Origin of the sequence: Bacteroides stercoris ATCC 43183 (assembly GCF_025147325.1) — a bacterium.
GTDB lineage: Bacteria > Bacteroidota > Bacteroidia > Bacteroidales > Bacteroidaceae > Bacteroides > Bacteroides stercoris.
The window spans coordinates 2,647,657-2,673,658 of sequence record NZ_CP102262.1; the positions used below are offsets into that span (position 1 = coordinate 2,647,657).

Below are 26,002 nucleotides of genomic sequence, written 5' to 3' on the forward strand. Positions count from 1 at the left end.
TTCATTCATAATTCTTCATCCGTCTCCATCTCTCCCTCGAACACCTTGGTTGCCTCTCCCGTCATAAAGACGTGCTTGGTGGCTATATCCCATTCAATGGTGAGTGTTCCTCCATCCATGCCGATGATTGATTTTCTTCCGGCACGTCCTGTGAGGAAAGCGGCTACGGCTGTGGCACAGGCTCCTGTTCCACAGGCTCGGGTGACGCCCGAACCCCGTTCCCATACGCGCATCCTTATCTTTCCCTCTTCCAATACTTGGGCAAACTCCACATTGGTGCGGTCGGGGAAGAGAGGGTGATTCTCCAGTTTGGGGCCGATAGAGGAGAGGTCTACCTTCGTAATGTCGTTCACGAAGATTACCAGATGCGGGTTTCCCATGGATACGGTAGTACCCGTATAGCGTATGCCGTCTATTTCGATGGGATGTTCTGTCATCGGCTTGCTCCCCTTGCCGTCATAGTTCACGGGTTCGTCAGACGGAATACCCATGTCAACGGTTACAGTGTCTACTTTATCGCCTGTCGCGTGTAGTTTTAGAATCTTGATGCCGGACAGGGTATCGAGTGTGATTTCTGTTTTGGAAGTCAGCTTGTAGTCATAAAGGTATTTGCCGATGCACCGGCTGGCATTGCCGCACATCTTGGCTTCCGAACCGTCCGCATTGAAAATGCGCATGCTGAAATCGGCTTTGTCGGAGCGCCCTATAAGTACCAGACCGTCACTGCCGATTCCCGTATGCGGTGCGCTCCATTTCTTCGAGAGTTTCTCCGGGTTCTCGATAGGATAGCGGGTAGTGTCTACATATATGTAGTCGTTTCCTGCGCCATGCATCTTGGTAAACTTTATGCTTCTTGTCATTTTGTACTTACTTGGTTAGTTGACTATATCCTTTTGTCTTATTTCAATGCAAATATACGACGTTTTGGATGATTTTTATCTATATTGATATCTGTTTTCTATTTATTTCTATTCCTGCTTTCATTCAGTGCAAATATATATGATTTCCCTTTCAATTTAAAAGTATATGATGCTATATTCGTAAAGATTGTAATATAATGCTCTCGCACTCTTGCGGGGAAATAATAAAAATGATTGTTTTATTCGCTTATTACTACCTTTTTGAAATATAAAAGCTGCTTCATTGTTTTCATAATGAAGCAGCTTGTCTGTAATAACTTTCTAAATGTATTGTAAGCTGATGCTTTTACTGTAATATTTCTTGCAGTTCTACGGGGACGTTGGTAGTGATGAAATCCACACCGTGGTCAATCAACCACTTCATGTCTTTGGCATCGTTTATGGTCCAAGCATTTACTTTCATGCCCAAGTCGTGGGACTCTTTAATCCATTCGGGATGTCTTTTGAATACGCTGAAGTGATAGTCGGGTCCGGCGCATCCCCATTCTTTCAGTTCTTTGGGAGAGAGGTCGCCTTCCAGATAATATACCGGAGTTCCTTTGGGGGTAAGACGGATAAATTCTTTGGTGGCGTGTCGCGAGAAAGCGATGTATTCCATGCGGTTCTCCAATCCCATGTCTTTCACCATCTTCACGATACTTTCTACGGCACGTGTTTCCTGTTCGGGTGTCTTGTGGGATTTCAGTTCCAGAATAAGGCGCGTTTTCAGTTGTCCGGCCTTCTCCAAGTATTGCCGCAGGGTGGGGAGTTGCTCTCCGTTGTCCAGTATGACGGCGGTACACTGTTGTGCGGTGGATTTCTGCATATTCACTCCCTTGAAAGTGCTATCGTGGTTTACTACAAGTTGGTTGTCGGCGGTGAGCCATACATCGAACTCGGAACCGTAACAATTTATGGAGTCGGCTTTCACCAGTGCGGCAATGGAATTCTGTGCCGAACCGTCTGTTTTCCAGAAGCCGCGGTGAGCAATGACTTGGGTGGACTGTGCCTGTGTATAGCCACAAGCGGCAAGTAGCAGGGCGGAAGTGATAATAAGGCTTTTCAGTTTCATGGGCTTTAGAATTAATTATTTTCATCGTTCTTTCGCAAAGGTAGCATAAGCTTACGAATATGAAACAGAAAGTATATTAAAAATCCGTTGCATTTGCCGTGTGGTTACTTTTTTTAAGGTTCAGTCCTTGTAGGCTTCTTCGTGCACACCGGCAACGGCGCGTCCGCTAGGGTCGTTTTTCCCTTGGAATGAGACGTCCCATGCCAATGCTTCGGCGGTGGAACAGGCTACACTCGGTACGCTGGGTACACTGCGGGCGGCACTCTCGCTGGGGAAGTGCTCCTCGAAAATAGTGCGGTAGTAGTATTCCTCTTTGTTCATCGGTGTGTTTACGGGGAAGCGTTCGGAGGCTTTCCGCATCTGTTCATCACTGACGGCAGCGGCAGTGACAGCTTTCAGCGTATCAATCCAGCTGTAACCCACACCATCAGAAAATTGTTCTTTCTGACGCCATGCGACGCTTTCGGGCAGCATATCCGCAAAGGCTTCGCGAACCACTTTCTTTTCAATTTCTTTTCCGGGACACATCTTCGTGGCAGGATTCAGTCGCATGGCTACATCCAGAAATTCTTTGTCGAGAAACGGGACACGTCCTTCCACGCCCCAAGCGGCAAGACTCTTGTTGGCGCGCAGGCAATCGTAAAGGTACAGTTTGGAGAGCTTACGTACTGTTTCTTCATGGAAGGCTTGTGGTGTGGGCGCTTTGTGGAAGTAGAGGTAGCCGCCGAATACTTCGTCCGCACCTTCACCACTAAGTACCATCTTGATGCCCATGCTCTTGATGACACGCGCCAGCAAGTACATGGGCGTGGATGCGCGGACAGTGGTTACGTCGTAGGTTTCGATGAAGTAGATGACATCGCGAATGGCGTCCAGCCCTTCTTGAATGGTGTAGTTTATTTCATGGTGGATAGTGCCGATGTATTGCGCCACTTCACGTGCTTTGATGAGGTCGGGAGCACCTTTCAAGCCTACTGCAAAAGAGTGGAGTTGAGGCCACCACGCATCTGCCTTGTTGTCCGTCTCAATACGTTTTCCGGCGTATTTCTTGGCGATGGCCGAGATTACGGAAGAGTCCAGCCCGCCGGACAACAACACGCCGTAAGGTACGTCCGACATAAGTTGGCGCTGTACGGCGGCTTCGAGGGCATCATGTACGGCAGAAACCTGAGTTTGGTAGGTTGTGGCATTGACGTCAGGGTAACCAGTATGATAGTTGTCTTTTACGGCAAGGTATTGCATCCAGTCGCGAGTGTACCAGCGGTGCATTTTACCCTCACGTCCCCGGTAATAGTGTCCGGGCAGGAAAGGCTCGTACTCGTCGCAGAAGCCTTCGAGAGCTTTCAGTTCGCTGCCGAAGTAGATGCGGCCTTCCTTGTCGCGGCCTATATATAAAGGTATCACTCCGATGGGGTCGCGGGCTATGAGGTAATCGTCCGTCTCTTCATCGTAGAGGGCAAAGGCGAAGATACCGTTCAGTTCTTCGAGGAAATTGATGCCCTTGTCTTTGTAGAGGGCGAGGATGACTTCGCAGTCCGAACCCGTCTGAAAGGTGTACTTTCCGGCGTAATGTGCACGGATATCGCGGTGGTTGTATATCTCACCGTTGACGGCAAGGATTTGCTTGCGGTCGGGCGAGTACAGAGGTTGCCCACCCGATTGAGGGTCGACGATAGAAAGCCGCTCGTGTGCAAGGATTGCGGAGCCGCCTACATAAATACCGCTCCAGTCCGGTCCGCGATGGCGGATTTTCTGTGCCATTTTTAAAGCTTTACTCCTGAGTTCCGGAGTCTGGGATTTTATGTTGAAAATACCTGCTATTCCACACATGGTTGTAGTTGTTTTAGAAGTTGATATCGGGATGATGTTAGTTGTATCGGGTGAGACTGGCAGTTTCGTCCGTTGGAACGGATTGTTTCAAGCGTTGAAACGAGTCGTTTCACACCGGGGGACAGAAAGTTTCATGCGTTGAAACTCTTGGTATCCCTCTTTGAAACTTTTTTCGTTGCCGCAAAACTACCGGTTGAAGTATTGGTCAATCCGCCGGGCTACTTTGCGACCGTCAGCCAGTGCACGTACTACGAGACTTGCACCATTGGCGGCATCTCCCGCCACGAATACATTCTCTGCAAATGTCGGCTGTTCCGGTTTGAGGAAGCCCATAGCCAACAGCACCATATCGGCTTCAATGACTTCTTTCTTACCCGTAGGTTTCATGGTGGGGCGGCCACCGTCTTTTGCCGGAAGCCATTCCACTTCTTCCACTTCCACGCCGCAAACCTTTCCGTTCTTGCCGATGAATCTGTTGGATGCCAGTGACCAGCGGCGTGTGCATCCTTCTTCGTGACTGGAAGTGGTTTTCAGGACAACGGGCCATTGCGGCCAGGGCGTAGCGTCATTGTGGCCTACGGGTGGTTGTGGCATGATTTCTATTTGTGTCACGCTCGTAGCTCCTTGGCGGATGCTCGTGCCGATGCAGTCCGAGCCTGTGTCGCCACCGCCAATGACAAGCACCCGTTTGCCACGGGCATTGACAAGCTGCTCTTTCGGGAATGTCTCTCCGTCGAGGATACGGTTCTGTTGAGCCAGCATATCGAGGGCAAAGTAGATACCTTTCAGTTCACGGCCGGGGATGGTAAGGTCACGGGCAGTGGGAGTGCCTGTGCAGACGGCGTAAGCATCGAAACCTGCGGGCAGCTTCTGCATATCGATGCAGACACCCATTTCAAACCGGATACCTTCGGCTTTCAGTACATTCATGCGACGGTCTATCACTTCTTTGGGTAGTTTGAAATTGGGAATACCGTAGCGAAGCAGTCCGCCCGGCATCGGTTTGGAATCGAATATCGTGACTTCGTAGCCACGGGCATTCAGCCGTGCGGCAACGCTCAGCCCGGCAGGCCCTGCACCGATGACAGCTATTTTCCAGCCATTGCGTTCGGGGCGGACAGGCACGATATATCCTTCACGAAAAGCGGCTTCGGCAATGGCTGCCTCATTCTCGCGGATGGTTACGGGAGCATCGCAGGAGAGTTTCAGCACACATGACTTCTCACAAAGTGCGGGGCAGATACGTCCCGTAAATTCGGGGAAATCATTCGTCTCGTTCAGTACTTGATAGGCTTCGCGCCATTTTCCTTTGCAGAGTGCGTCTTGAAACTCCGGTTGCTTGTTGCCCAACGGACATGCCCAATGGCAAAAAGGTACACCGCATTCCATACAGCGTGAGGCTTGGAGCTTGCGGTCGTGACTGTTCAGCGTCTGTTCCACCTGGCTGAAATCTGTGATACGTTCGTGTATCGGACGGTAGCCCGCTTCTTGGCGGGGGATATTTAAGAATGCTTTTGAATCGCCCATGATTGATAAATTGAGAATTAAAAATTGAAAATTAAGAAATAATACTCAGAGAATCGAAAATTAAAAAGAACGTGGAATTTGTAAGTACGCACTATTCTGTATTTTTTAATTCTCAATTCTCAATTTTTAATTTAATAGTCTCTTTGCATATCCGCAATCTTCTGTTGCAGCTTCTTCATCTGTTCTTCTTGCAGCACTTTTTTGTACTCGATAGGGACTACTTGGATAAACTCGTCTACGTAGTGCGTCCAGTCATCGAGTAGGATGCGCGCCAGTTTGGAACCGGTGTAGAGATAATGCTGGCGGATGAGTTCGTGCAACTCCTTGCGGTATGAGGTTTCTTCAATGAGGCTTAGTTCCACCATTTCCATGTTACAGAAGTAGTCGAAGTTTCCGTCTTTGTTCCAGACGTAGGCCACACCACCGGACATACCTGCGGCAAAGTTACGTCCCGTCTGTCCGAGCACCACTACACGTCCGCCGGTCATGTATTCGCAGCAATGGTCACCCACACCCTCTACAACGGCTATTGCACCGGAGTTGCGGACGGCAAAGCGTTCGCCTACGCGACCGTTGATATATACTTCGCCGCTGGTTGCACCATACAGAAGGGTGTTTCCGGCAATTGTGTTCTTCTCGGCCTCGAAGTTGCTGCGTACAGGGGGTAGTACGGCGATACGTCCGCCACTCAGCCCTTTGCCCAGATAGTCATTGGCCTCACCTTCCAGCTTGAAGTTGATACCCGGTACGAGGAATGCTCCGAAACTCTGTCCGGCCGAGCCTTTGAACTTGACGTTCAGTGTATGTTCGGGCAGGCCTTTTGCGCCGTACTTGGCGGCGATAGCGCCGGAGAGCATCGCACCGCAGGCGCGGTCGGTGTTGGCGATGGTATATTCGAGAGAAACTTCTTTCTGTTCGTCTACGGCATTGGCGGCGGCATTCAGCATTTCCACGTCTTTTACGCGGTCGATGCCGTGTTGCTGGTTTATGATGTGGCGGATGGCGGCTCCGTTGTCCACACGCGCCAGTACTTTGTCGAAGTTGATGAGTTGATGTTTCTTGATGCCGTCATCCGGTCTGCGGATGATGAGGTCGGTACGCCCGATGATATCATCCAGTTTTTCCACTCCAATCTCTGCCAGATACTCGCGTACTTCGCGGGCAAGGAAGGTAAAGTAGTTCACAAGGTATTCGCTACGGCCGATGAAACGTTTGCGCAGTTCCGGGTTCTGGGTGGCTACACCTACGGGACATGTGTTTTGGTTACACTTGCGCATCATCACGCATCCCAATACGATGAGGGCAGCGGTGGCGAAACCGTATTCTTCCGCACCGAGCATGGCCATGAGTACTACGTCGCGTCCGGTTTTCAGTTGTCCGTCCACTTGCAGCAGCACTTGTCCGCGCAGCCCGTTCAGTACCAGTGTCTGTTGCGTCTCGCTCAGTCCGAGTTCGGGCGAGATGCCGGCATATCGGATGGAGCTTGCGGGTGATGCGCCTGTACCGCCTTCGGCGCCGGAGATGACGATGAGGTCGGCTTTGGCTTTCGCCACACCTGCGGCGATAGTTCCCACACCGCTTTCGGCTACCAGCTTCACGCTGATTTTGGCTTTCGGATTGACGTTCTTCAAGTCGAAGATAAGCTGTGCCAGGTCTTCGATGGAATAGATGTCGTGATGGGGCGGGGGAGAAATCAATGAAATACCTGGAATGGAGTGGCGCGTGCGGGCAATCACTTGGTCTACTTTGAATCCCGGCAACTGGCCGCCTTCACCCGGCTTGGCGCCTTGTGCCACTTTTATCTGTATTTCGTCGGCATTCACCAGATATTCCGTAGTGACCCCGAAACGTCCGGATGCTACCTGTTTGATGGCACTGCGCATTTCAGTTCCGAAGCGTGCGGCATCTTCACCGCCTTCACCCGTATTGCTTCGCCCGTGCAGTTTATTCATGGCAACCGCCATTGCCTCATGCGCTTCCTGACTGATGGCTCCGAAAGACATGGCGCCCGTAACGAAACGTTTCAGAATGCTTTCCACCGGTTCCACCCTGTCTATGGAAATGGGGTTGTGACGGAAGTCGAGAAAGTCGCGCAGGAAGATAGGCTTTTCTTTCTCATCGACCAAGCGGGTAAACTCTTTGAATTTCTTGTAACTGCCCAGACGAGTAGCTATTTGCAGGGTACTGATAGTCTCTGGGTTCCAAGCGTGCTTTTCTCCGTCCTTACGGTATGCGTACAGTCCTTTGTTCGGCAATAGGGGAGCTTCACCACCATCATTCTTCATGCGCGTTTCTTCCTTTTTCATCGCTTCTCCTTCGTCGTGAAAAGTGATGGCGTCACGTGCCACCTCATCCAAACGGATGCCGCCGATAGCCGATTTTAATCCGCCGAAGTAAGCGTTGCTCAATTCTTCGCTCAGCCCGACAGCCTCGAATATCTTTGCGCCCCGGTAGGAGCGGATGGTGCTGATACCCATTTTGCTCATAATCTTGAACAGGCCTTTGCAAATGGCTTTGATGTAATTCTTCTCTGCGGTGGCATAGTCCAACTGTACCTCTTTCTTGGCAACGAGTTCGTTCAGTACGGCAAATGCCATATAGGGGTTCAGTGCGCTTGCACCGAATCCGAGGAGCAGTGCGGCGTGCATCACTTCGCGTATCTCGCCGCTTTCCACGACCAATGCGGTCTGTACGCGCTTTCCTACCGAAATGAGGTGGTGGTGCACTGCCGATACGGCAAGCAATGAGGGGATGGCGGCATGGACGGTATCTACGTTGCGGTCGGTCAGTACAATGTAGTTCACGCCTTCGGTGACGGACTCTTCGGCTTCCTTGCACAGGCGGTCAAGCGCTTCCTGCAGTCCTGCACGTCCTTTGGAGACTTCAAACAGTATCGGCAGCTTTACGGTCTTGAAGCCTTTGTAGCGGATGTTGCAGAGAATATCCAATTGCGCATTCGTCAGGATGGGGTGGTTCAGCCGTACCATTTTGCAATGGCTTTCGTTGGGTGTCAGTATGTTCATGCCCACTGCGCCGATGTACTCGGTGAGAGACATTACCAACTCTTCGCGGATAGGGTCGATAGGCGGATTGGTGACTTGCGCAAACTGTTGGCGGAAGTAATTGTATAGTAGCTGCGGCTTGTCGGAAAGTACGGCAAGCGGGGTGTCGTTACCCATTGCGCTGACAGGCTCGGCGCCGTTGGATGCCATGGGTAGGATGATTTTCTCGACATCTTCTTTGGAGAAGCCGAACGTACGTAGCATACTGTTATAGTTGTCCACGTTGTGGGGCACTTTGCGCCCGCTTTTCAGTTCGTTCAGTTCGATGCGGTTGCTGGCGAGCCAAGTGCGGTAGGGCTTGGCTTCGGCAAGTTGCTTTTTCTGTTCGCCGTCGTAGTAAATCTCGCCTTTCTCGGTATCTATCAAAAGTATCTTGCCGGGTTGCAGACGACCTTTCTCTTTGATGTCGCCCGGTTCGAAATCCATTACGCCGACTTCACTTGCCACTACCATGATGTCGTTGTGCGTAATAAGGTAGCGTGCGGGACGCAGACCGTTGCGATCCAACATACCACCCGCATAGCGTCCGTCGCTGAAGAGTAGTGCGGCAGGTCCGTCCCAAGGTTCCATGAGGATAGAGTGGTATTCGTAGAAGGCCTTGAGGTCTTCGCTGATGGGGTTCTTTTCGTTGAAGGATTCCGGTACGAGCATTGCCATGGCATGCGGTAGGCTGAGGCCGGACATGACAAGGAACTCCAGTACGTTGTCCAGCGAGGCGCTGTCGCTCATGTTCGGCTGGATGATGGGACGCAGTTCTTTGATGTCGCCAAGGGCGGGAGAGGACAGGACGCTTTCACGCGCTTCCATCCAGCCGCGGTTACCGCGTATGGTATTGATTTCACCGTTGTGCGCCAAGAGACGGAACGGCTGTGCCAGTCCCCATGTAGGGAAGGTGTTGGTGCTGAAACGGGAGTGCACCAGAGCCAGTCCGCTGGTGAAGTAGTTGTTTGTCAGGTCGGGGAAGTAGTTACGTAACTGTAGGGAAGAGAGCATACCTTTATAGATGATGTTCTTCGTAGACAGCGACACGATATAGAAATCCTCTCGTGCGGCTATATCCGACCTGCGTACTTTGTTTTCTATTCTTTTCCTTATTATATAGAGACGGCGGTCGGCGGTTTCACTGTCCGTAAATCCGGTGATGAAGATTTGTTTGATGTCGGGTTCGTTGGCAAGTGCGGCCTCACCCAGTATTTCGGGGCAGGTAGGCACATTGCGCAGGTGCATCAGCGTCAATCCTTCTTTCTCTATTTCTTCAATGATGATACTCAGGATGGCTGCCCGGTCTTTCTCATCTTTCGGAAGAAAAAGTAGTCCTGTTCCGTATTTCCCTTTTTCGGGAACGGGGATGCCTTGCAGCAGGATGAATTCGTGCGGTATTTGCAACATGATGCCGGCGCCGTCTCCGGTCTTGTTGTCGGCACCTTCCGCTCCGCGATGACGCATATTCTCCAATACTTTCAATGCGGATTCAACCAATTCATGTGATTTGCTGCCGTGAATGTTCACTAACATTCCCACACCGCAAGCGTCGTGTTCATTGGTGGCATCGTACAGGCCCAACTGCATGGGCTGTCGTTGTGCGGGTTGTTCCTTTGTTTTGTTGTTAAAAAGCTCTTTGTTTTCCATTTTTGGTTTACTCTAATTTATGTAATACCTATTTGTTGTATCAAAATGTTTTGCAAATATATATATTTAGTTTCAAATTGATAACAATATTCCTCGATTTGTGCCTTGCTAAATACTTACACCGGGGGATGAAGTTATAATCTGATAGAAAATACCCTTTGTTTTCTTCTAATCTTAAATCAGATTTCGTCTGTTTGCTTTAAGATTATAAATTAGACCTTTTGCTTTTAAAATATTATTTTCCTTGTCTTTTTGATAATAAAATAACTTTTTTCTACTCTTTTGACAAATAAATAGTGAAAAGGTTAACTTTATGTTCTAAAGAATATATATCTTTGCAGCGCAAATCAAATACTGATATATTATGTGTGGAATAGTAGGCTATATAGGTCAAAGAAAAGCCTACCCCATTCTTATCAAAGGTTTGAAGCGGTTGGAGTACCGCGGATACGATAGTGCAGGGGTAGCATTAATCAGTGATGACCGACAACTGAACGTGTACAAGACGAAAGGAAAGGTTTCGGATTTAGAAACTTTCGTTACTCAAAAAGATATTTCCGGTAGTATAGGTATTGCACATACCCGCTGGGCTACACATGGAGAACCTTGTTCCGTTAACGCTCATCCCCATTATTCCTCTTCCGAAAGATTCGCTCTTATTCACAACGGTATCATTGAAAATTACGCCGCCCTTAAAGACAAACTCCAAGCCAAAGGCTATACTTTTAAAAGTAGTACCGACACCGAGGTACTGATACAACTCATAGAATACATTCAGGTTATAAACCGCATCGATTTACTGACTGCCGTGCAACTGGCTTTGCAGGAGGTTATCGGTGCATATGCCATTGCCGTGCTCGACAGGGAGAATCCTGATGAGATTATTGCTGCGCGCAAAAGCAGTCCGTTGGTGGTGGGTATCGGGCAGGATGAATTCTTCTTGGCATCCGATGCCACTCCGATTGTGGAATATACGGACAAGGTGGTCTATCTGGAAGATGAGGAGATAGCCGTTATTCGTTGTGGGGAGAAACTGAAAGTGGTGAATCTCAAGAATGTGGAGTGTCCGCACGAGGTAAAGACGGTGGCGCTCAATCTCGGCCAGTTGGAGAAGGGCGGTTATCCGCATTTCATGTTGAAGGAGATTTTTGAGCAACCCGATTGTATTCATGACTGTATGCGCGGACGCATTAATCTGGAGGGTACTAACGTGGTGCTTTCCGCCATTATAGATTATAAGGAACGTCTGCTTGCTGCCAAACGTTTTGTAATTGTGGCTTGTGGCACGTCGTGGCACGCTGCGCTTATAGGCAAACATCTGATAGAGAGTTTCTGCCGCATTCCGGTGGAAGTGGAGTATGCTTCGGAATTTCGTTACCGGGACCCGGTGATTGACAGTAGTGATGTGGTGATTGCCATTTCGCAAAGCGGGGAGACAGCCGATACGCTGGCTGCCATAGAACTTGCCAAAAGCCGTGGTGCATTTATATATGGCATCTGTAATGCTATCGGTTCGAGTATTCCGCGCGCTACGAATACGGGGTCTTACATTCATGTAGGGCCGGAAATAGGTGTGGCGTCCACCAAAGCCTTTACAGGTCAGGTAACTGTGCTCACCATGTTGGCATTGACTCTTGCACGGGAGAAGCGTACGATTGATGAAACGCAATACCTCGCCATAGTGAGGGAACTCGGACAGATTCCCGGAAAGATGAAAGAGGTGCTGAAGCTGAACGACCGTATAGCGGAGCTTTCCAAAATCTTCACTTACGCACACAATTTTATCTATCTGGGACGCGGTTACAGTTATCCCGTAGCGTTGGAAGGCGCTTTGAAGCTGAAAGAAATCTCGTACATCCATGCGGAAGGCTATCCGGCCGCCGAAATGAAGCATGGGCCTATTGCTTTGATAGATGCGGAAATGCCGGTGGTGGTTATTGCCACACAGAACGGATTGTACGAAAAAGTACTGAGCAATATACAGGAAATTAAAGCGCGCAAAGGCAGGGTGATAGCGATTGTTACCAAGGGAGATACGGTTATCGGTAAAATCGCTGACATTTGTATCGAACTTCCCGAAACAATGGAATGTCTTGGCCCGTTAATAACTACGGTTCCCTTGCAACTGCTCGCTTATCACATAGCCGTATGTAAAGGCATGGATGTAGACCGACCGCGTAATCTTGCCAAGTCGGTAACGGTGGAATGACCGGAAGCGGATGATGTGTATGGGTAAAACAGATAATGCGTTTGCCCTTGACAGATGATATGTTCTCAGAACATAAATAACGCGTTTTTAAAAGAAGTAATAACTCATTAGTAAATATATAAATGGAACAACTGAAGCATGAATGTGGCGTCGCCATGATACGCCTGCTGAAACCGCTGGAGTATTACGAAGAAAAGTACGGTACATGGATGTACGGGCTGAACAAGCTCTATCTTCTCATGGAGAAACAGCACAACCGGGGGCAGGAAGGCGCCGGACTGGCTTGTGTGAAACTGGAAGCGAACCCCGGCGAGGAATATATGTTTCGCGAACGGGCGCTCGGTTCGGGAGCCATCACCGAGATATTCGGCACGGTGCAAAGCAACTTTAAAGACCTTACGAAAGAACAACTGCACGACGCCGGCTATGCCAAGCGCGTGCTCCCCTTTGCGGGGGAGGTGTATATGGGGCATCTGCGTTACTCCACCACGGGGAAGTCGGGCCTCTCGTACGTGCATCCGTTTCTCAGGCGGAACAACTGGCGTGCCAAGAACCTTGCCCTGTGCGGTAACTTCAACCTGACGAACGTGGATGAAATCTTCGCACGCATCACCGCCATCGGCCAGCACCCGCGCAAGTATGCCGATACGTATATCATGCTGGAGCAGGTGGGCCACCGGCTCGACCGCGAGGTGGAGCGCCTCTTCAACCTTGCCGAAGCCGAAGGACTGACGGGCATGGACATCACGCATTACATCGAAGACCATATCGACCTCGCCAACGTCCTGCGCACCTCGAGCAAGGAGTGGGACGGGGGCTATGTGATGTGCGGACTTACCGGAAGCGGCGAGACATTCGCCGTCCGCGATCCGTGGGGCATCCGCCCTGCATTCTGGTATCAGGACGATGAGATAGCGGTGCTTGCCAGCGAGCGTCCCGTCATCCAGACCGCGCTCAACGTCTCAGCCGACCGCATCAGGGAGCTGCAACCGGGACAGGCTTTGCTAATCAACAAAGCCGGCAAGCTCCGCACGGTGCAAATCAACAAGCCGCGCGAGGTGAAGCCTTGCTCCTTCGAGCGTATCTATTTCAGCCGCGGCAGTGACATGGACATCTACAAGGAACGTAAACTGTTGGGTGAGAAACTGGTGCCCAACATCCTGAAAGCCATCGATAAGGATATAGACCACACCGTCTTTTCCTTTATACCGAATACCGCGGAAGTGGCTTTCTACGGAATGTTGCAGGGACTGGACGACTATCTCAACGAGGAGAAGGTGCGGCAGATTGCCGCTTTGGGACACAACCCCAGCCACGATGAGCTGGAGCGTATCCTGTCCCGCCGCATACGGAGCGAGAAGGTGGCCATTAAGGACATCAAGCTGCGTACTTTCATCGCCGAGGGCAACAGCCGCAACGACCTTGCCGCCCATGTGTACGACATCACTTACGGCAGCCTCGTGCCCGGTACGGACAATCTGGTTATCATAGACGACAGCATTGTGCGCGGCACTACCCTGAAGCAGAGCATCATCGGCATCCTCGACCGTCTCGGCCCGAAGAAGATAGTGATTGTAAGCTCCTCGCCGCAGGTGCGCTATCCCGACTATTACGGTATCGACATGGCGAAGATGAGCGAGTTCATAGCTTTCAAGGCTGCCATCGAGTTGCTGAAAGAACGCGAGATGCGCGATGTCATCGAGTCCGCCTACCGCAAGTCCAAAGAACAGGTGAGTCTGCCCAAAGAACAGATGGTGAACTACGTAAAGGAGATATACGCTCCCTTTACCGACGAGGAGATTTCCGCCAAAATGGTGGAACTGCTCACCCCGAAAGGTACGAAAGCCCAAGTGCAGATTGTCTATCAACCTCTCGAAGGCCTGCATGAAGCCTGCCCGCAGCACCGGGGCGACTGGTACTTCAGCGGTGATTACCCCACGCCGGGCGGTGTGAAACTGCTGAACGTGGCATTTATTAATTACATAGAACAAGTATATCAATTCTGAATATGAGAAATGTGACTCTTATCCTTGACGACGGGAGCCGTTTTCACGGCAAGTCGTTCGGTTATGAAAAGCCGGTAGCGGGAGAGGTGGTGTTCAACACTGCCATGTCGGGTTATCCCGAAAGCCTGACCGACCCTTCGTATGCCGGACAGTTGATGACGCTTACATATCCCTTGGCGGGCAATTACGGTGTGCCGCCTTTTACCTTCGCCCCCGACGGGCTGCCTGTATTTATGGAGAGCGAACGCATCCACGCCGAAGCCCTTATTGTAAGCGATTATTCCGGTAACTACAGTCATTGGAATGCCGTGGAAAGCCTCGGCAACTGGCTGAAACGCGAACAAGTGCCGGGCATTACGGGCATCGATACCCGCGAGTTGACGAAAGTGCTGCGCGAGCACGGGGTGATGATGGGCAAGATTGTCTTTGACGACGATCCCGATAATGTGCCCCAAGCTGCTTATGCGGGTGTAAACTATGTGGATAAGGTGAGTTGCAGGGAAGTTATCCGCTACAACACGGGCGAGGGCAGAAAGAAAGTGCTCCTTGTGGACTGCGGCGTCAAGGCCAACATCATCCGTTGCCTCTTGAAACGGGATGTGGAAGTAATCCGCGTTCCCTGGGATTACGACTTCAACGGACTGGAGTTCGACGGGCTGTTCATCTCCAACGGTCCCGGCGACCCCGATACCTGCGATGCCGCCGTCCGGAACATCCGCAAGGCGATGCAGAACGAGAAGCTGCCTATCTTCGGCATCTGCATGGGCAATCAGCTACTCTCCAAAGCCGGCGGAGCCGAAATATACAAATTGAAATACGGACACCGCAGCCACAACCAGCCCGTACGCATGGTGGGTACGGAGCGTTGTTTCATCACTTCGCAGAACCACGGCTATGCGGTGGACAGCAACACGCTGGGCGCAGACTGGGAACCGCTCTTCGTCAATATGAACGACGGCTCCAACGAAGGCATCCGCCATAAGCGCAATCCGTGGTTCTCCGCACAGTTTCATCCCGAAGCGGCCAGCGGACCGACGGATACGGAATTTCTGTTCGATGAGTTCGTGAAACTGCTATAACCGTTTTATCGGTATCGAAAAAGATTCGGATACGTGTGAAAACAAATTATTGGTACAATCAAATCAAGACAAATGAAAGAGAACAATATAAAGAAAGTCCTGCTGCTGGGGTCCGGCGCACTGAAAATAGGTGAGGCGGGAGAGTTTGACTACTCCGGTTCGCAGGCGCTCAAGGCATTGAAGGAAGAAGGTATCCACACCGTCCTCATCAATCCGAACATTGCCACGGTGCAGACCTCGGAAGGCGTTGCCGACCGGATTTACTTCCTGCCCGTAACCCCTTACTTCGTGGAGAAGGTTATCGAAAAGGAACGTCCCGACGGCATTATGCTCGCCTTTGGCGGACAAACGGCTTTGAACTGTGGTGTGGAGCTTTACAAGGAAGGTGTTTTCGGAAAATACGGTGTCGAGGTGCTCGGTACGCCCGTACAGGCCATTATAGATACGGAAGACCGCGAGATATTCGTACAGAAGCTGAACGAAATCAATGTAAAGACCATCCGGAGCGAGGCTGTGGAGAATGCTGCGGATGCCCGCCGCGCCGCTGCGGAACTGGGCTATCCGGTTATCGTCCGTGCCGCCTACGCGCTTGGCGGGTTAGGGTCGGGCTTCTGCGACAACGAAGACGAGCTGAACGTACTGGTGGAAAAGGCTTTCTCTTTCTCCCCGCAAGTGCTGGTGGAGAAATCCCTGCGCGGCTGGAAAGAGGTGGAGTACGAAGTGGTACGCGACCGTTTCGACAACTGCATCACGGTGTGCAACATGGAGAACTTCGACCCGCTGGGCATCCACACCGGAGAGTCTATCGTGATTGCTCCGTCGCAGACACTGAGCAATACGGATTATCATAAACTGCGAGAACTGGCTATCCGCATCATCCGCCACATCGGCATTGTGGGCGAGTGCAACGTGCAGTATGCCTACGACCCCGAAAGCGAGGACTACCGCGTTATCGAGGTAAACGCCCGCTTGAGCCGTTCGTCTGCACTTGCCTCTAAGGCAACGGGTTATCCGCTGGCATTCGTTGCTGCCAAATTAGGATTGGGCTACGGCCTTTTCGAATTGAAGAACTCCGTAACCAAGACCACCGGCGCATTCTTCGAGCCGGCACTGGACTATGTGGTCTGCAAGATTCCCCGTTGGGATTTGGGCAAGTTTCATGGCGTAGATAAGGAATTGGGTTCGAGCATGAAGTCCGTGGGCGAGGTCATGGCTATCGGACGTACTTTTGAAGAAGCCATTCAGAAGGGGTTGCGCATGATAGGACAGGGGATGCACGGATTCGTGGAGAACAGGGAGCTTGTTATCCCCGACATAGACAAGGCGCTGCGCGAGCCTACCGACAAGCGTATCTTCGTTATCTCCAAGGCCTTCCGTGCCGGATATACCGTAGACCAGGTGCACGCGCTGACAAAGATAGACCGCTGGTTCCTTGAAAAGCTGATGAATATAATGGACACCAGCAGGGCGCTGCACGAATATTCGGAAAAGGTGCAGGATGAACCGGAAGCCGCACAAGGTGAAAGGATGCTTCACTCCCTCCTGAATGACAAAGCCGCGCGGGAACTGTTGCACAAGGCCAAGATACAGGGTTTCTCCGATTTCCAGATAGCCCGCGCTTTCGGCCTAGAACGGTATATGGACGGTGAGGACGCCATCCTTGCCATACGTGCCCTGCGCAAGCATGCAGGTATTCTGCCCGTAGTGAAACAAATAGACACCCTTGCTGCCGAATATCCCGCCCGTACCAACTATCTGTACCTGACGTACAGCGGCATCGCCCACGACGTGCATTACCTGGGCGACCGTAAATCCATCGTCGTACTCGGTTCGGGTGCGTACCGCATCGGTTCCTCGGTGGAGTTCGACTGGTGCGGCGTGCAGGCATTGAACACCATCCGCAAGGAAGGCTACCGCAGCGTCATGATCAACTACAACCCCGAAACCGTATCTACGGACTATGACATGTGCGACCGCCTTTATTTCGATGAGCTTACCTTCGAGCGCGTCATGGATATTCTCGAACTGGAGAATCCGCACGGCGTCATCGTATCCACCGGCGGCCAGATACCCAACAACCTCGCCTTGCGTCTCGATGCGCAGCGCGTGCCTATTCTCGGTACGAGCGCCAGGAGCATCGACAACGCCGAAGACCGCGACAAGTTCTCTGCCATGCTGGACCGCATCGGCGTAGACCAGCCCGAATGGCGTGCGCTCACCTCGCTGGAAGATATCAACGCCTTTGTCGATAAGGTAGGCTTCCCGGTGCTGGTTCGTCCCAGCTACGTGCTTTCGGGCGCGGCAATGAACGTCTGCTCCAACCGGGAAGAGCTGGAACGTTTCCTGCAACTGGCGGCAAACGTCTCGAAGAAACATCCGGTGGTGGTGAGCCAGTTCATAGAGCATGCCAAGGAGGTGGAAATGGATGCCGTGGCGCAGAACGGGGAAATCGTTGCCTATGCCATCAGCGAACACATCGAGTTTGCAGGCGTGCACTCCGGCGATGCGACTATCCAGTTCCCGCCGCAGAAACTGTATGTGGAGACGGTGCGCCGCATCAAGCGCATCAGCCGCGAGATAGCCCGCGAGCTGAACATCTCCGGCCCGTTCAATATCCAGTATCTCGCCAAGGACAACGACATCAAGGTAATCGAATGTAATCTGCGTGCGTCGCGTTCATTCCCCTTTGTAAGCAAGGTGCTCAAGATAAACTTTATCGAACTGGCTACGAAAGTAATGCTCGGCATCCCCGTGCAGAAGCCGGACAAGAACCTGTTCGACCTCGATTATGTAGGAATCAAGGCTTCTCAGTTCTCCTTCAACCGCCTGCAAAAGGCAGACCCCGTATTGGGCGTGGATATGGCGTCTACGGGCGAGGTGGGGTGCATAGGCAGTGATACTTCCTGCGCTATTCTTAAAGCGATGCTTTCGGTGGGTTACCGTATTCCGCAGAAGAATATCCTGCTCTCCACCGGTACGCCGAAGCAGAAGGTAGACATGCTTTCCGCAGCCCGCATGCTTCAAAAGAAAGGGTATAAACTGTTTGCTACCGGCGGTTCGAGCAAGTTCCTTACCGAGAACGGGGTGGAGAACACCCGTGTCTACTGGCCGAGCGAGCCCGACATGCACCCGCAGGCGCTCGAAATGCTGCACAGAAAAGAGATAGATATGGTGGTGAACATTCCGAAGAACCTCACCGCGGGCGAGTTGGACAACGGTTACAGAATACGCCGCGCCGCTATCGACCTTAATATTCCGCTGATAACGAATGCACGTCTGGCAAGTGCGTTTATCAATGCCTTCTGCACCATGACACCGGACGATTTGGCTATCAGGGCTTGGGACGAATATAAGTAAAAGTGCTTGGGCAACCGTTCCGAACTCCGGCCCGGAGCATCCGGTTTGCCGGTGTTTTTCTACGGTATCTCTGCGATATAAAGCAGAGATACCGTAGGTAAAACCCGGTTATGGAGTATTGTTTTCTTCGTCCCGTAGCTGCGGGCTGTACAGCCCGCATATGGAAACCGCAGAGCCCGCAATTGCCCCCCGTGCGGCCCGCAACTGCAAAACGGGGTTTTCCTATAAGCATTCCGTAGTTTTATCGATGGCTTTTCGATATAAATCAATGGATAAAGTATGAAAAAGCAGGCGGATAAAGAGAGCGTTTCCCCGGTTTTTTTCTTTTTAGGCACGGAATTACACGGATTTCACGGAAAAAGGATAAAATAAATCCGTATCTATCCGTGTAATTCCGTGTTTAAAAGGAAATTATCAAGTATATTTTGACAAAACCTCTTGTCATAACAATGGTCGTCACCGCTCAATGCCCCATAAACAAAGGGATAGAAAGCGAAAGTGACGAGTGATGAGAAAAAACGTGTTTTTCCTAATGTTCCAACGCTTTGTTTTAGTCAGAATGCAAAGAAGGGATAAATCAGATAGCTATTGGCATTTTTATCATACCCTTTGATGCCGATTCTGTCCCAATCATCGAGAAATCCCCAGACGATAATCCAACTGAGTTGTCGGTTGAATTCGGTACTGGTCTGGTATATACGTCTTTTACCAACTGACAGATTTCTTGCCGACCTGCCTGCTTTGCCCAATTGTGCGTTCAGCTTGTCCAGGTTTGTCGTAGCCATTGTTGTATGGTTCGTGGCTGTTGTCACATCCGTTGCAGATGAGAAGGCTGCAAAGCAGTATATTGGCAGATAGGTGTTTCATGTCGTTTCGTTTTTAGTTTATCACAACCGTTTCGCTTACCGTTTCAGTACTTCCTGTGTTCCATGTCGGAAGGCTGCCTGCTGTTACGGTGACTTTCTTCCGGGAGATGCCGAGGGTATAACTTATGGAAGCTCCTTCCGTCCACATTTCAGTCGATGGCAGTGTCTGGTTGCTCAGGATGATAGTCTGGGTGATGTCCGTATTATCGGAATTATAGGCTTGGTAGGTGTAGGTGAGGTTGAAGACACTCTCTGTTCCGTAAGGCAGCAGATAGAAGGTTGCGAGCAGTTCCTTGGGGGTTGCGGTGTTATCCGGAATATCGAAACGGGTAGCGGTGGCGGTGAATGTTTCCGTTTCGGCGGGGGCGGGATAACTCCAGCCGAATCCTTTGTCTTTACTGTCTTCCGGGATATGGCAGGTGAGGATACCGTTTTTCATTCCGCGGATGGAGAATGCCGTGATTTGCTTTCCGGTCGTGTTGTCGTCGCTTTTTACGTAGATGGCAATCCGGGTCAGGGTATGGTGGAAGCGTAACTTCACCAGGCTGTTGTCCGAAGCGGAAGTCTGGTTCATCAGCGGGACGGCGACTAAAAAAATGCGCTTTTTCGTGGAAAGGATGTTTTGGGGGACGGTATAACGGGGCTTACCGGCAGCAAAACAGGGAAAATGCTTCTGATAAAACATTTTCCCTGTCGAGTATAAGGAGGGTCGCTTGGGAGGCGAATAAATAATTTTACATTTTGTTGGTAGGGTGCAAGAGTATCCGTTATTTTATTCTTTGTCGGTCTCCTTATATATTTTCTAATTGTCCGTAATCTGCATTTTAGTAATATATGTACGTTTTCATTTCAGCAGCGTTCCCGTTGCCTTTAAATAAGTGATGTAATTCAGGTACAGTCGAAAGCATGCGTCGACTTTGGTTTCGTACGCCTGCTGCCACAGAGCTTGCGCTTCCAGGTGGTCGGACAGGGTTTCCAGTCCCACGTCGTATTGGCTGCGGCTCACTCTCATGTTTTCTTCCGCCTGTTGCAGGGAGCGTTCGGCAATGGTGCTTTCCAGCCGGGCTTCGTCGAGGTTGTTGACGGACTGTGCCAGTTCAAGCAGCATCTGTTCGTTCATGTTCTCCTGTTCGAGGCGCGCCTGCTCCAGTTTGGCTTTGGCTGCACGTACTTTATTGCTGTTTGCACCGAAATGGAAGAGCGGTACGCTTACGTTCAGAAGCACAGAGAAGCTGCCGCCGTCGAACAGGTCCTGGTCGCTGATTTCCAAGCCGTGGATGTAGTCGTACGAACCTTTCACACCGATTTTGGGCAGGAGTTCGCTGCGGTTCAGCTTCACCTGCTGCTTGGCGATGGCCACTTGCTGGTTCAGTATGGCATATTCGGGGCGGGCGGAGATGTCGGCTGTTTGCAGCCGGATGTCCTGTGCCACTTCGGGAAAAGTATCGGCAGTGCGTATATCTGCCGTCAGCGGTTTGCCGATGTAGTGGCAGAGGTTCATGGTGGCCAGGCGCAGCGCATTGTCGGCCTTGCGGATGTTGAGTTCGCTTTCGTTCAGCTTTACCTGCACTTTCAGCACGTCGTTCTGGGGTTTGAGTCCGTGTTTATGGGCGCTTTCCACGTTTTTCATCAGTTCCGTGAGCACGGCACTGTATTTGTCGGCCACTTTCTTCATCTCTTTGGCTTTGATGACTTGTGCGTATGCCTGCTCTGTCTTTACAATGACTTCCGAGGCTGTAAGCGTTTCGCTCAACTGTGCCATTTCCTTACCCAGCAGGGACATTTTGTATGCCGCACGGATTTTACCGCCCATGTAGAGCGGCTGTTCCACTTGTATGCCGCCCATATATACCATGCCTATCTTGTAGTTCAGGTCTATTCCGGGGAAGTAGGCGAACCCCTTGTTGGGAAGGAATTGCCCTGTGGCATCGGGCTGGAAAGTAGGCAGGTTGCCGCCGGCTATGCCGAGGCTGCCGTCTGATGTACTGTAGATACCCGTACCGCTGAGGCTGAAGTTGGGGAAGAAGTTGCCCTTATAGCTCTTTGCGGTGTAGCGTGCACTTTCCGTTTGTCTGGCGGCAGCTGCCATTTCTTTATTGTATTTCAGTGCCATTTCCCTGCATTGTTCCAGTGTCAGCGTCTCTTGGGCGGAGATGCAGGCAGCGGAGAGCAGGGCGGCGAGGATGAATGTTGTCTTTTTCATTATTGTTCGTTTTTTATATGAAAGAATAATGCGTATAGTACAGGGATGAACAGGAGTGTTATCAGCGTTCCGAATGTGAGGCCGCCCATGATGGAAGCTGCCAGCGAACCGAACATCGCGTCGGGCAGCAGCGGTATCATACCCAGAATGGTGGTCAGTGCAGCCATGGTCACAGGACGGAGACGGCTTTGGGCGCTATCCACCAGTGCCGTAATAGGTTCTACCCCTTGGTTGAGCTGAAGGGTGATTTCATCCATCAGTACGATGCCGTTCTTGATAAGCATGCCTATCAGTCCCAGCGTACCCACAATTGCCACGAAGTTGAACGTCTTGTCTGTAAGCAGCATCACAGCCACCACTCCCACAAGCAGCATGGGCAGACTGCAGAAGATGATAATCGGCTTGCGGTAGTCCTTGAACAGCATGATAAGAATGGCAATCATCAGGATGATGGCAAGCGGGAAGTTCTTGAACAGATACTCCATGGACTCGTCGCTGGCGCTCTTCTCGCCCTGCCAATGCAGGGTATAGCCTTGCGGAAGCTCTATCTGTTCTATCCGACGGGCGATAATCTGCCTTGCCTTTTCGGTCTCTATGCCGGGAGCGGGAGAGCATTGCACGCGCTGGCTGCGCTGTCCGTTATAGCGCGGAACAACGGGGTCTTCCCAGCGGATGTCGATGCGCTTGCTGATTTGTTTCAGCGGGGTGCTTCCCATGAGGCTTTCCACCAGTTCTTCCTTGCTCAGTGTACCTGCCTTCAGTTTCACCATGGTTTCCTCGTTCAGCAGTCCGTTCAGCGAGGGCAGGGCGGAGAATACCTGCGTATTGCCGAGGTCTTCTATCGGCTTTCCTTCCTCGTCCAGACATTTCAGGTAGATGTTGTCGCGGTGGATGCCTTCGTAGAAGAACCCGATGGGTATGCCGCCGTTGGCGGAAAGCAGGGACATGCTTACGTCGTTGCGGCTGAGATCCAGCGCGCGGGCGGCTGCCTGGTCGTACTCGATGGAGAGTACGGGTATCTGCGGTTCCCAGTCGGTGGTGATGAGGCGGACCTCCGGCGTGTGTTCCATAATGTACCGCGCGCTGTCGGCCAAGCGGTGCAGTACGGCAGGGTCGGGACCCATGAACTGCGCTTCGATAGGGTACTTCTTGAACATCAGGTTGTAGCGTTTCAGGTTGATGTAAGCATCCGGATAACGCCGTGTCAGGTATTCCTGTATCTCATCCATATTCTCTACCAGGTCGTCAGGAGAGGTGAAGTCTATAATCAGTTCGCCGTACGACAAGGACGGATTGGCGATGCTGCGCACCAGGTTGTAGCGTCCCGGCGTGCCGCCGACAGAGGCGGTGACGTGGGTAATCTCCTTGCGTGTTTTCAGGTAGGATTCTATCTCCCTTAAATCGCGTGCCACGCGGGTGGAGTTATTGCCTTCGGGCAGCTTGTACTCCATGTAGAGCTGGTCGTACACCATATCGGGGAAGAAACCCTGCCGCATGTAGCCGTAGCCGAAAATGGAAAGTCCCAGCAGGGCGAGCATCGCCAGTACGACGCTCCAGCGATGTGCCAGTCCGAAGTAGAGGGCGGTGCGCAGCAGGGCATAGGTACGTCCTTTGTATTCGCGCTTTCCGGTGGCGCTGACTTCAACGGCAGGGTGCAGCTTGCGGTTTGCCATCAGCGGCACATGCACCAGCGCCAGCACCCAACTCAGCAGTAAGGACACCGCCAGTACGATGAACAGGTCGCGGGTGTATACCCCGGCAGTGTCCGGCGACAGGAAGATGGGAAGGAAAGCGATGATGGCTATCAGTGTGGCGCCCAGCAGGGGCATTGCCGTCTGGCGGCCGATGGCTGTCATCGCTTCCATGCGGTTTTTGCCGGCTTTCAGGTCTACCAGTATGCCGTCTACGATGACAATGGCATTATCTACCAGCATACCCATTGCCAGCACGAAAGCGGCAAGCGATACACGCTGCATGGTTCCGTCCGCCGTGTACAGGAACAGGAACGAACCGAATACGGTGACAATGAGGCTGATGCCGATGATGATTCCGCTCTTGAAGCCCATGGCCAGCATCAGGATTACCACAACGATGATGACGGACTCTATCAGGTTGATGACGAAAGTACCCAAAGAGGCTCCCACACGTTCGGGCTGATAGAATACCTTGTGGCACTCCACGCCTGCGGGCAGGCGGCTTTCTTTCAGTTGCGCCAGTTTTTTCTCTACGGCAGCGCCCACTTTCACGATGTCCGAACCGCTGGAAGCTGCGATAAGGATTCCCTGCGCCCGTTCGCTGTCGAAGAACAGTTCGTTGCGGGTAGGCTCTTCGTATCCTTTCTCGATGCGGGCGATGTCGCGCATGCGGAGCTGGTCGTCGTCATGCCCTTGTATCAGCATGCTGCCTATGTCTTCCACTGTCCTGAACTTGTCGCTGACGGTGACGCGGATGCGGTTGTCGCCGTTGTCGTAGTAGCCGCTGTAGGTGGTCTTGTTCTGTCCGTTCAGGGTGGCGAGGACTTCGGCGGGCTTTACGCCGAGGTTTGCCATGCGGTCTTGCAGCAGGGAGATGTTGATGCATTCGGGACGTTTGCCGTACAGTTCCACCCGTTCTACGCCCGTCATGTCGCTTATTTCGCGCTTGATAAGCTCTGCGTAGTCGGACAGCTCCCGGTCGGACAGTCCGTCACCGGTCAGTGCGTAGAACATTCCGTATACATTGCCGAAGTCGTCTTTCACGATGGGGGTGCTCGCTCCGTCGGGCAGCAGGGCGCAGGCGTCGCTCACCTTGCGGCGCAGCATGTCCCAGCACTGCTCCACTTCATCGTCCGGGGTAATGGTGGTGAGTTCTACCTGTATCAGGGAGAGGTCGTTGTACGAGTAGCTTTCCACATTATCTATATTGCCCATGCTGCGGATGCTCTTCTCCAGCACATCCGTCACTTCCAGCTCTACCTGGTGGGCGGATGCCCCCGGATAGGTGGTTACCACCATGGCGAGTTTCACTTTTATTTCAGGGTCTTCCAGCTTGCTCATCTGGTAGCAGGAGAGGATGCCGCCTACAAACAGGACGGTCACCAGGAAGTAAACCAGATTGCGGTTTTTGAATGCCCATTTGCTTATATCCATAATTGCTGAGTTTTAAAGAAAAACAATGCTATAACAGTCCGCCGATGTTTGTGTCGCTGGCAGCAGGCAGAGGAGTCACGGTTTCTCCATCCTTTATGTGATGTATTCCTGCCGACACCACTTGGTCGCCGGGTTGCAGCCCGTCGGAAGCGATGATGCTGCGTCCGTTGCTCAGCAGGCGTACGAGGGTTACTTCGCGGCTGTGTACTTTGCTGTCGGACGGGTTGTATACGAATACGCAGGCTTTGCCGTCTTTTTGCAGGACAGCGCTGCCGGGTACGGAGAGGTTGCGTGAACTGTCATTGTTGCAAAGGATGGTAACCATGGTGTTCATGCCCGGAGAAGGAACGGGGCGGTTGTCTGTAACCAGTTGCAGGCGCATGGTGTAGAGCTGGTTCGCATTTGCTTTGGGGGTGACGCTGATGAGTTTCAGCTCATAGGTCTGTTCCGGATAAATGTCGAACGTACAGCGGTATCGGTCAAATTGCTCGCGTCGGATGTATTCGGCTGCCGGAAGGTTTATTTCCACTTCCGGGGCGCTGTTGCTTATCATGGACAGGACAGGCATTCCGGCTCCCACCGTTTCGTGCGCTTCAAACAGCCTTTTCTGTATATAGCCGCTGAAAGGGGCGTAAAGGCGGGTGTAGCCCAACTGGTCTTTGTGATGCCGGTATTTGGCGGTGATTTGTTTCAGTCCGTACACGGCCTTGTCGTTGGCATTGGGCGTGGTTCCGTTGTCTTTGTAAAGCGCCATTACGCGTTCCGCCTCTGCCTTAATCTGTTTGTATTCGGCCTCGGTGGCGTCCAGTTGCACCTGGTAGTCTGTAGGGTCCAGTTCGGCAAGCAGCTGTCCTGCCTGCACGCGGGCGCCGTCCTTTACATATATCTTCTGTATCGTGCCGCTCACTCTGAATGCGAGGCTGATGTCTTGTGCCGCTTTTACTTTTCCGGGATATTGCAGGCTGGTTTGCCCGCCGGCGGAGACAACCGTATCTGTTTTTACGGTCTGGTATTCTCGCGTGTCTTTAGCTCCGTTGCTACAGGATAACAGCGAGTAGAGTGAGATGCTTGTTAAAATCCAATAAATTCGTTTCATAATTCAAGGTATATTAGTTTTGTGACAAAATTACTCAGT

General features: G+C 51.8%; 14 protein-coding genes. 4 read left to right on the top strand and 10 right to left on the bottom strand.

Annotated elements, in window-relative coordinates; translation table 11 throughout:
* Positions 1-5: 5 nt before the first annotated feature.
* The 5 genes from dapF to gltB all read right to left on the bottom strand — a co-directional run bounded on the left by dapF (position 6) and on the right by gltB (position 10,019).
* The gene (dapF, locus tag NQ565_RS10915) at positions 6-860 is read right to left on the bottom strand and encodes a diaminopimelate epimerase (RefSeq protein ID WP_005656734.1); all 855 of its coding nucleotides are present in this window, start codon (positions 858-860) and stop codon (positions 6-8) included.
* A 346-nt stretch (positions 861-1,206) separates the two neighbouring features.
* The gene (locus NQ565_RS10920) at positions 1,207-1,971 is read right to left on the bottom strand and encodes a glycerophosphodiester phosphodiesterase family protein (RefSeq protein WP_005656732.1); all 765 of its coding nucleotides are present in this window, start codon (positions 1,969-1,971) and stop codon (positions 1,207-1,209) included.
* Positions 1,972-2,091: 120 nt separating this feature from the next.
* Entirely contained in the window at positions 2,092-3,801 is a 1,710-nt protein-coding gene (gene asnB / locus NQ565_RS10925) for an asparagine synthase B (protein ID WP_005656730.1), read from the bottom strand.
* Positions 3,802-3,987: 186 nt separating this feature from the next.
* Positions 3,988-5,328 (bottom strand): glutamate synthase subunit beta, encoded by a 1,341-nt coding sequence (locus NQ565_RS10930; RefSeq protein WP_005656729.1) that lies wholly within the window; start codon positions 5,326-5,328, stop codon positions 3,988-3,990.
* Between the two features lie 131 nt (positions 5,329-5,459).
* Positions 5,460-10,019, bottom strand: coding sequence for a glutamate synthase large subunit (gene gltB, locus NQ565_RS10935; protein WP_005656727.1), 4,560 nt, complete (start codon positions 10,017-10,019; stop codon positions 5,460-5,462).
* 364 nt (positions 10,020-10,383) lie between these two features.
* Here gltB and glmS point away from each other — a divergent pair, with 364 nt between their 5' ends.
* The 4 genes from glmS (at position 10,384) to carB (ending at position 18,670) form a co-directional block, all read left to right on the top strand.
* Complete coding sequence (gene glmS, locus NQ565_RS10940) at positions 10,384-12,228, top strand: glutamine--fructose-6-phosphate transaminase (isomerizing) (protein WP_005656726.1); 1,845 nt, start codon at positions 10,384-10,386, stop codon at positions 12,226-12,228.
* A 122-nt stretch (positions 12,229-12,350) separates the two neighbouring features.
* Positions 12,351-14,234, top strand: a complete 1,884-nt coding sequence (locus tag NQ565_RS10945) for an amidophosphoribosyltransferase (RefSeq protein ID WP_005656724.1) — start codon at positions 12,351-12,353, stop codon at positions 14,232-14,234.
* A 2-nt stretch (positions 14,235-14,236) separates the two neighbouring features.
* On the top strand, positions 14,237-15,313 hold the full coding sequence (carA, locus tag NQ565_RS10950) for a glutamine-hydrolyzing carbamoyl-phosphate synthase small subunit (protein ID WP_005656722.1): 1,077 nt from the start codon (positions 14,237-14,239) through the stop codon (positions 15,311-15,313).
* Between the two features lie 72 nt (positions 15,314-15,385).
* Complete coding sequence (gene carB / locus NQ565_RS10955) at positions 15,386-18,670, top strand: carbamoyl-phosphate synthase (glutamine-hydrolyzing) large subunit (protein WP_005656720.1); 3,285 nt, start codon at positions 15,386-15,388, stop codon at positions 18,668-18,670.
* Positions 18,671-19,224: 554 nt separating this feature from the next.
* On the opposite strand, the gene NQ565_RS10960 is transcribed toward carB, so the two are convergent.
* The 5 genes from NQ565_RS10960 to NQ565_RS10980 all read right to left on the bottom strand — a co-directional run bounded on the left by NQ565_RS10960 (position 19,225) and on the right by NQ565_RS10980 (position 25,963).
* A complete protein-coding gene (locus NQ565_RS10960; RefSeq protein WP_005656717.1) occupies positions 19,225-19,455 on the bottom strand; it encodes a hypothetical protein in 231 nt (76 codons plus the stop codon).
* A 94-nt stretch (positions 19,456-19,549) separates the two neighbouring features.
* On the bottom strand, positions 19,550-20,221 hold the full coding sequence (locus NQ565_RS10965; protein WP_005656715.1) for a fimbrillin family protein: 672 nt from the start codon (positions 20,219-20,221) through the stop codon (positions 19,550-19,552).
* A 159-nt stretch (positions 20,222-20,380) separates the two neighbouring features.
* On the bottom strand, positions 20,381-21,739 hold the full coding sequence (locus NQ565_RS10970; protein WP_005656713.1) for a TolC family protein: 1,359 nt from the start codon (positions 21,737-21,739) through the stop codon (positions 20,381-20,383).
* Positions 21,739-24,867, bottom strand: coding sequence for an efflux RND transporter permease subunit (locus tag NQ565_RS10975; protein WP_005656711.1), 3,129 nt, complete (start codon positions 24,865-24,867; stop codon positions 21,739-21,741). The genes NQ565_RS10970 and NQ565_RS10975 overlap by 1 nt, the downstream gene beginning before the upstream one ends.
* A 28-nt stretch (positions 24,868-24,895) precedes the next feature.
* Complete coding sequence (locus NQ565_RS10980; RefSeq protein WP_005656710.1) at positions 24,896-25,963, bottom strand: efflux RND transporter periplasmic adaptor subunit; 1,068 nt, start codon at positions 25,961-25,963, stop codon at positions 24,896-24,898.
* Positions 25,964-26,002 lie beyond the last annotated feature (39 nt).

Coding starts and splice junctions, on each gene's coding strand:
- dapF (WP_005656734.1), bottom strand. CDS start 860: ATGACAAGAAGCATAAAGTTTACCAAGATGCATGGCGCAGGAAACGAC.
- NQ565_RS10920 (WP_005656732.1), bottom strand. CDS start 1,971: ATGAAACTGAAAAGCCTTATTATCACTTCCGCCCTGCTACTTGCCGCT.
- asnB (WP_005656730.1), bottom strand. CDS start 3,801: ATGTGTGGAATAGCAGGTATTTTCAACATAAAATCCCAGACTCCGGAA.
- NQ565_RS10930 (WP_005656729.1), bottom strand. CDS start 5,328: ATGGGCGATTCAAAAGCATTCTTAAATATCCCCCGCCAAGAAGCGGGC.
- gltB (WP_005656727.1), bottom strand. CDS start 10,019: ATGGAAAACAAAGAGCTTTTTAACAACAAAACAAAGGAACAACCCGCA.
- glmS (WP_005656726.1), top strand. CDS start 10,384: ATGTGTGGAATAGTAGGCTATATAGGTCAAAGAAAAGCCTACCCCATT.
- NQ565_RS10945 (WP_005656724.1), top strand. CDS start 12,351: ATGGAACAACTGAAGCATGAATGTGGCGTCGCCATGATACGCCTGCTG.
- carA (WP_005656722.1), top strand. CDS start 14,237: ATGAGAAATGTGACTCTTATCCTTGACGACGGGAGCCGTTTTCACGGC.
- carB (WP_005656720.1), top strand. CDS start 15,386: ATGAAAGAGAACAATATAAAGAAAGTCCTGCTGCTGGGGTCCGGCGCA.
- NQ565_RS10960 (WP_005656717.1), bottom strand. CDS start 19,455: ATGGCTACGACAAACCTGGACAAGCTGAACGCACAATTGGGCAAAGCA.
- NQ565_RS10965 (WP_005656715.1), bottom strand. CDS start 20,221: ATGTTTTATCAGAAGCATTTTCCCTGTTTTGCTGCCGGTAAGCCCCGT.
- NQ565_RS10970 (WP_005656713.1), bottom strand. CDS start 21,739: ATGAAAAAGACAACATTCATCCTCGCCGCCCTGCTCTCCGCTGCCTGC.
- NQ565_RS10975 (WP_005656711.1), bottom strand. CDS start 24,867: ATGGATATAAGCAAATGGGCATTCAAAAACCGCAATCTGGTTTACTTC.
- NQ565_RS10980 (WP_005656710.1), bottom strand. CDS start 25,963: ATGAAACGAATTTATTGGATTTTAACAAGCATCTCACTCTACTCGCTG.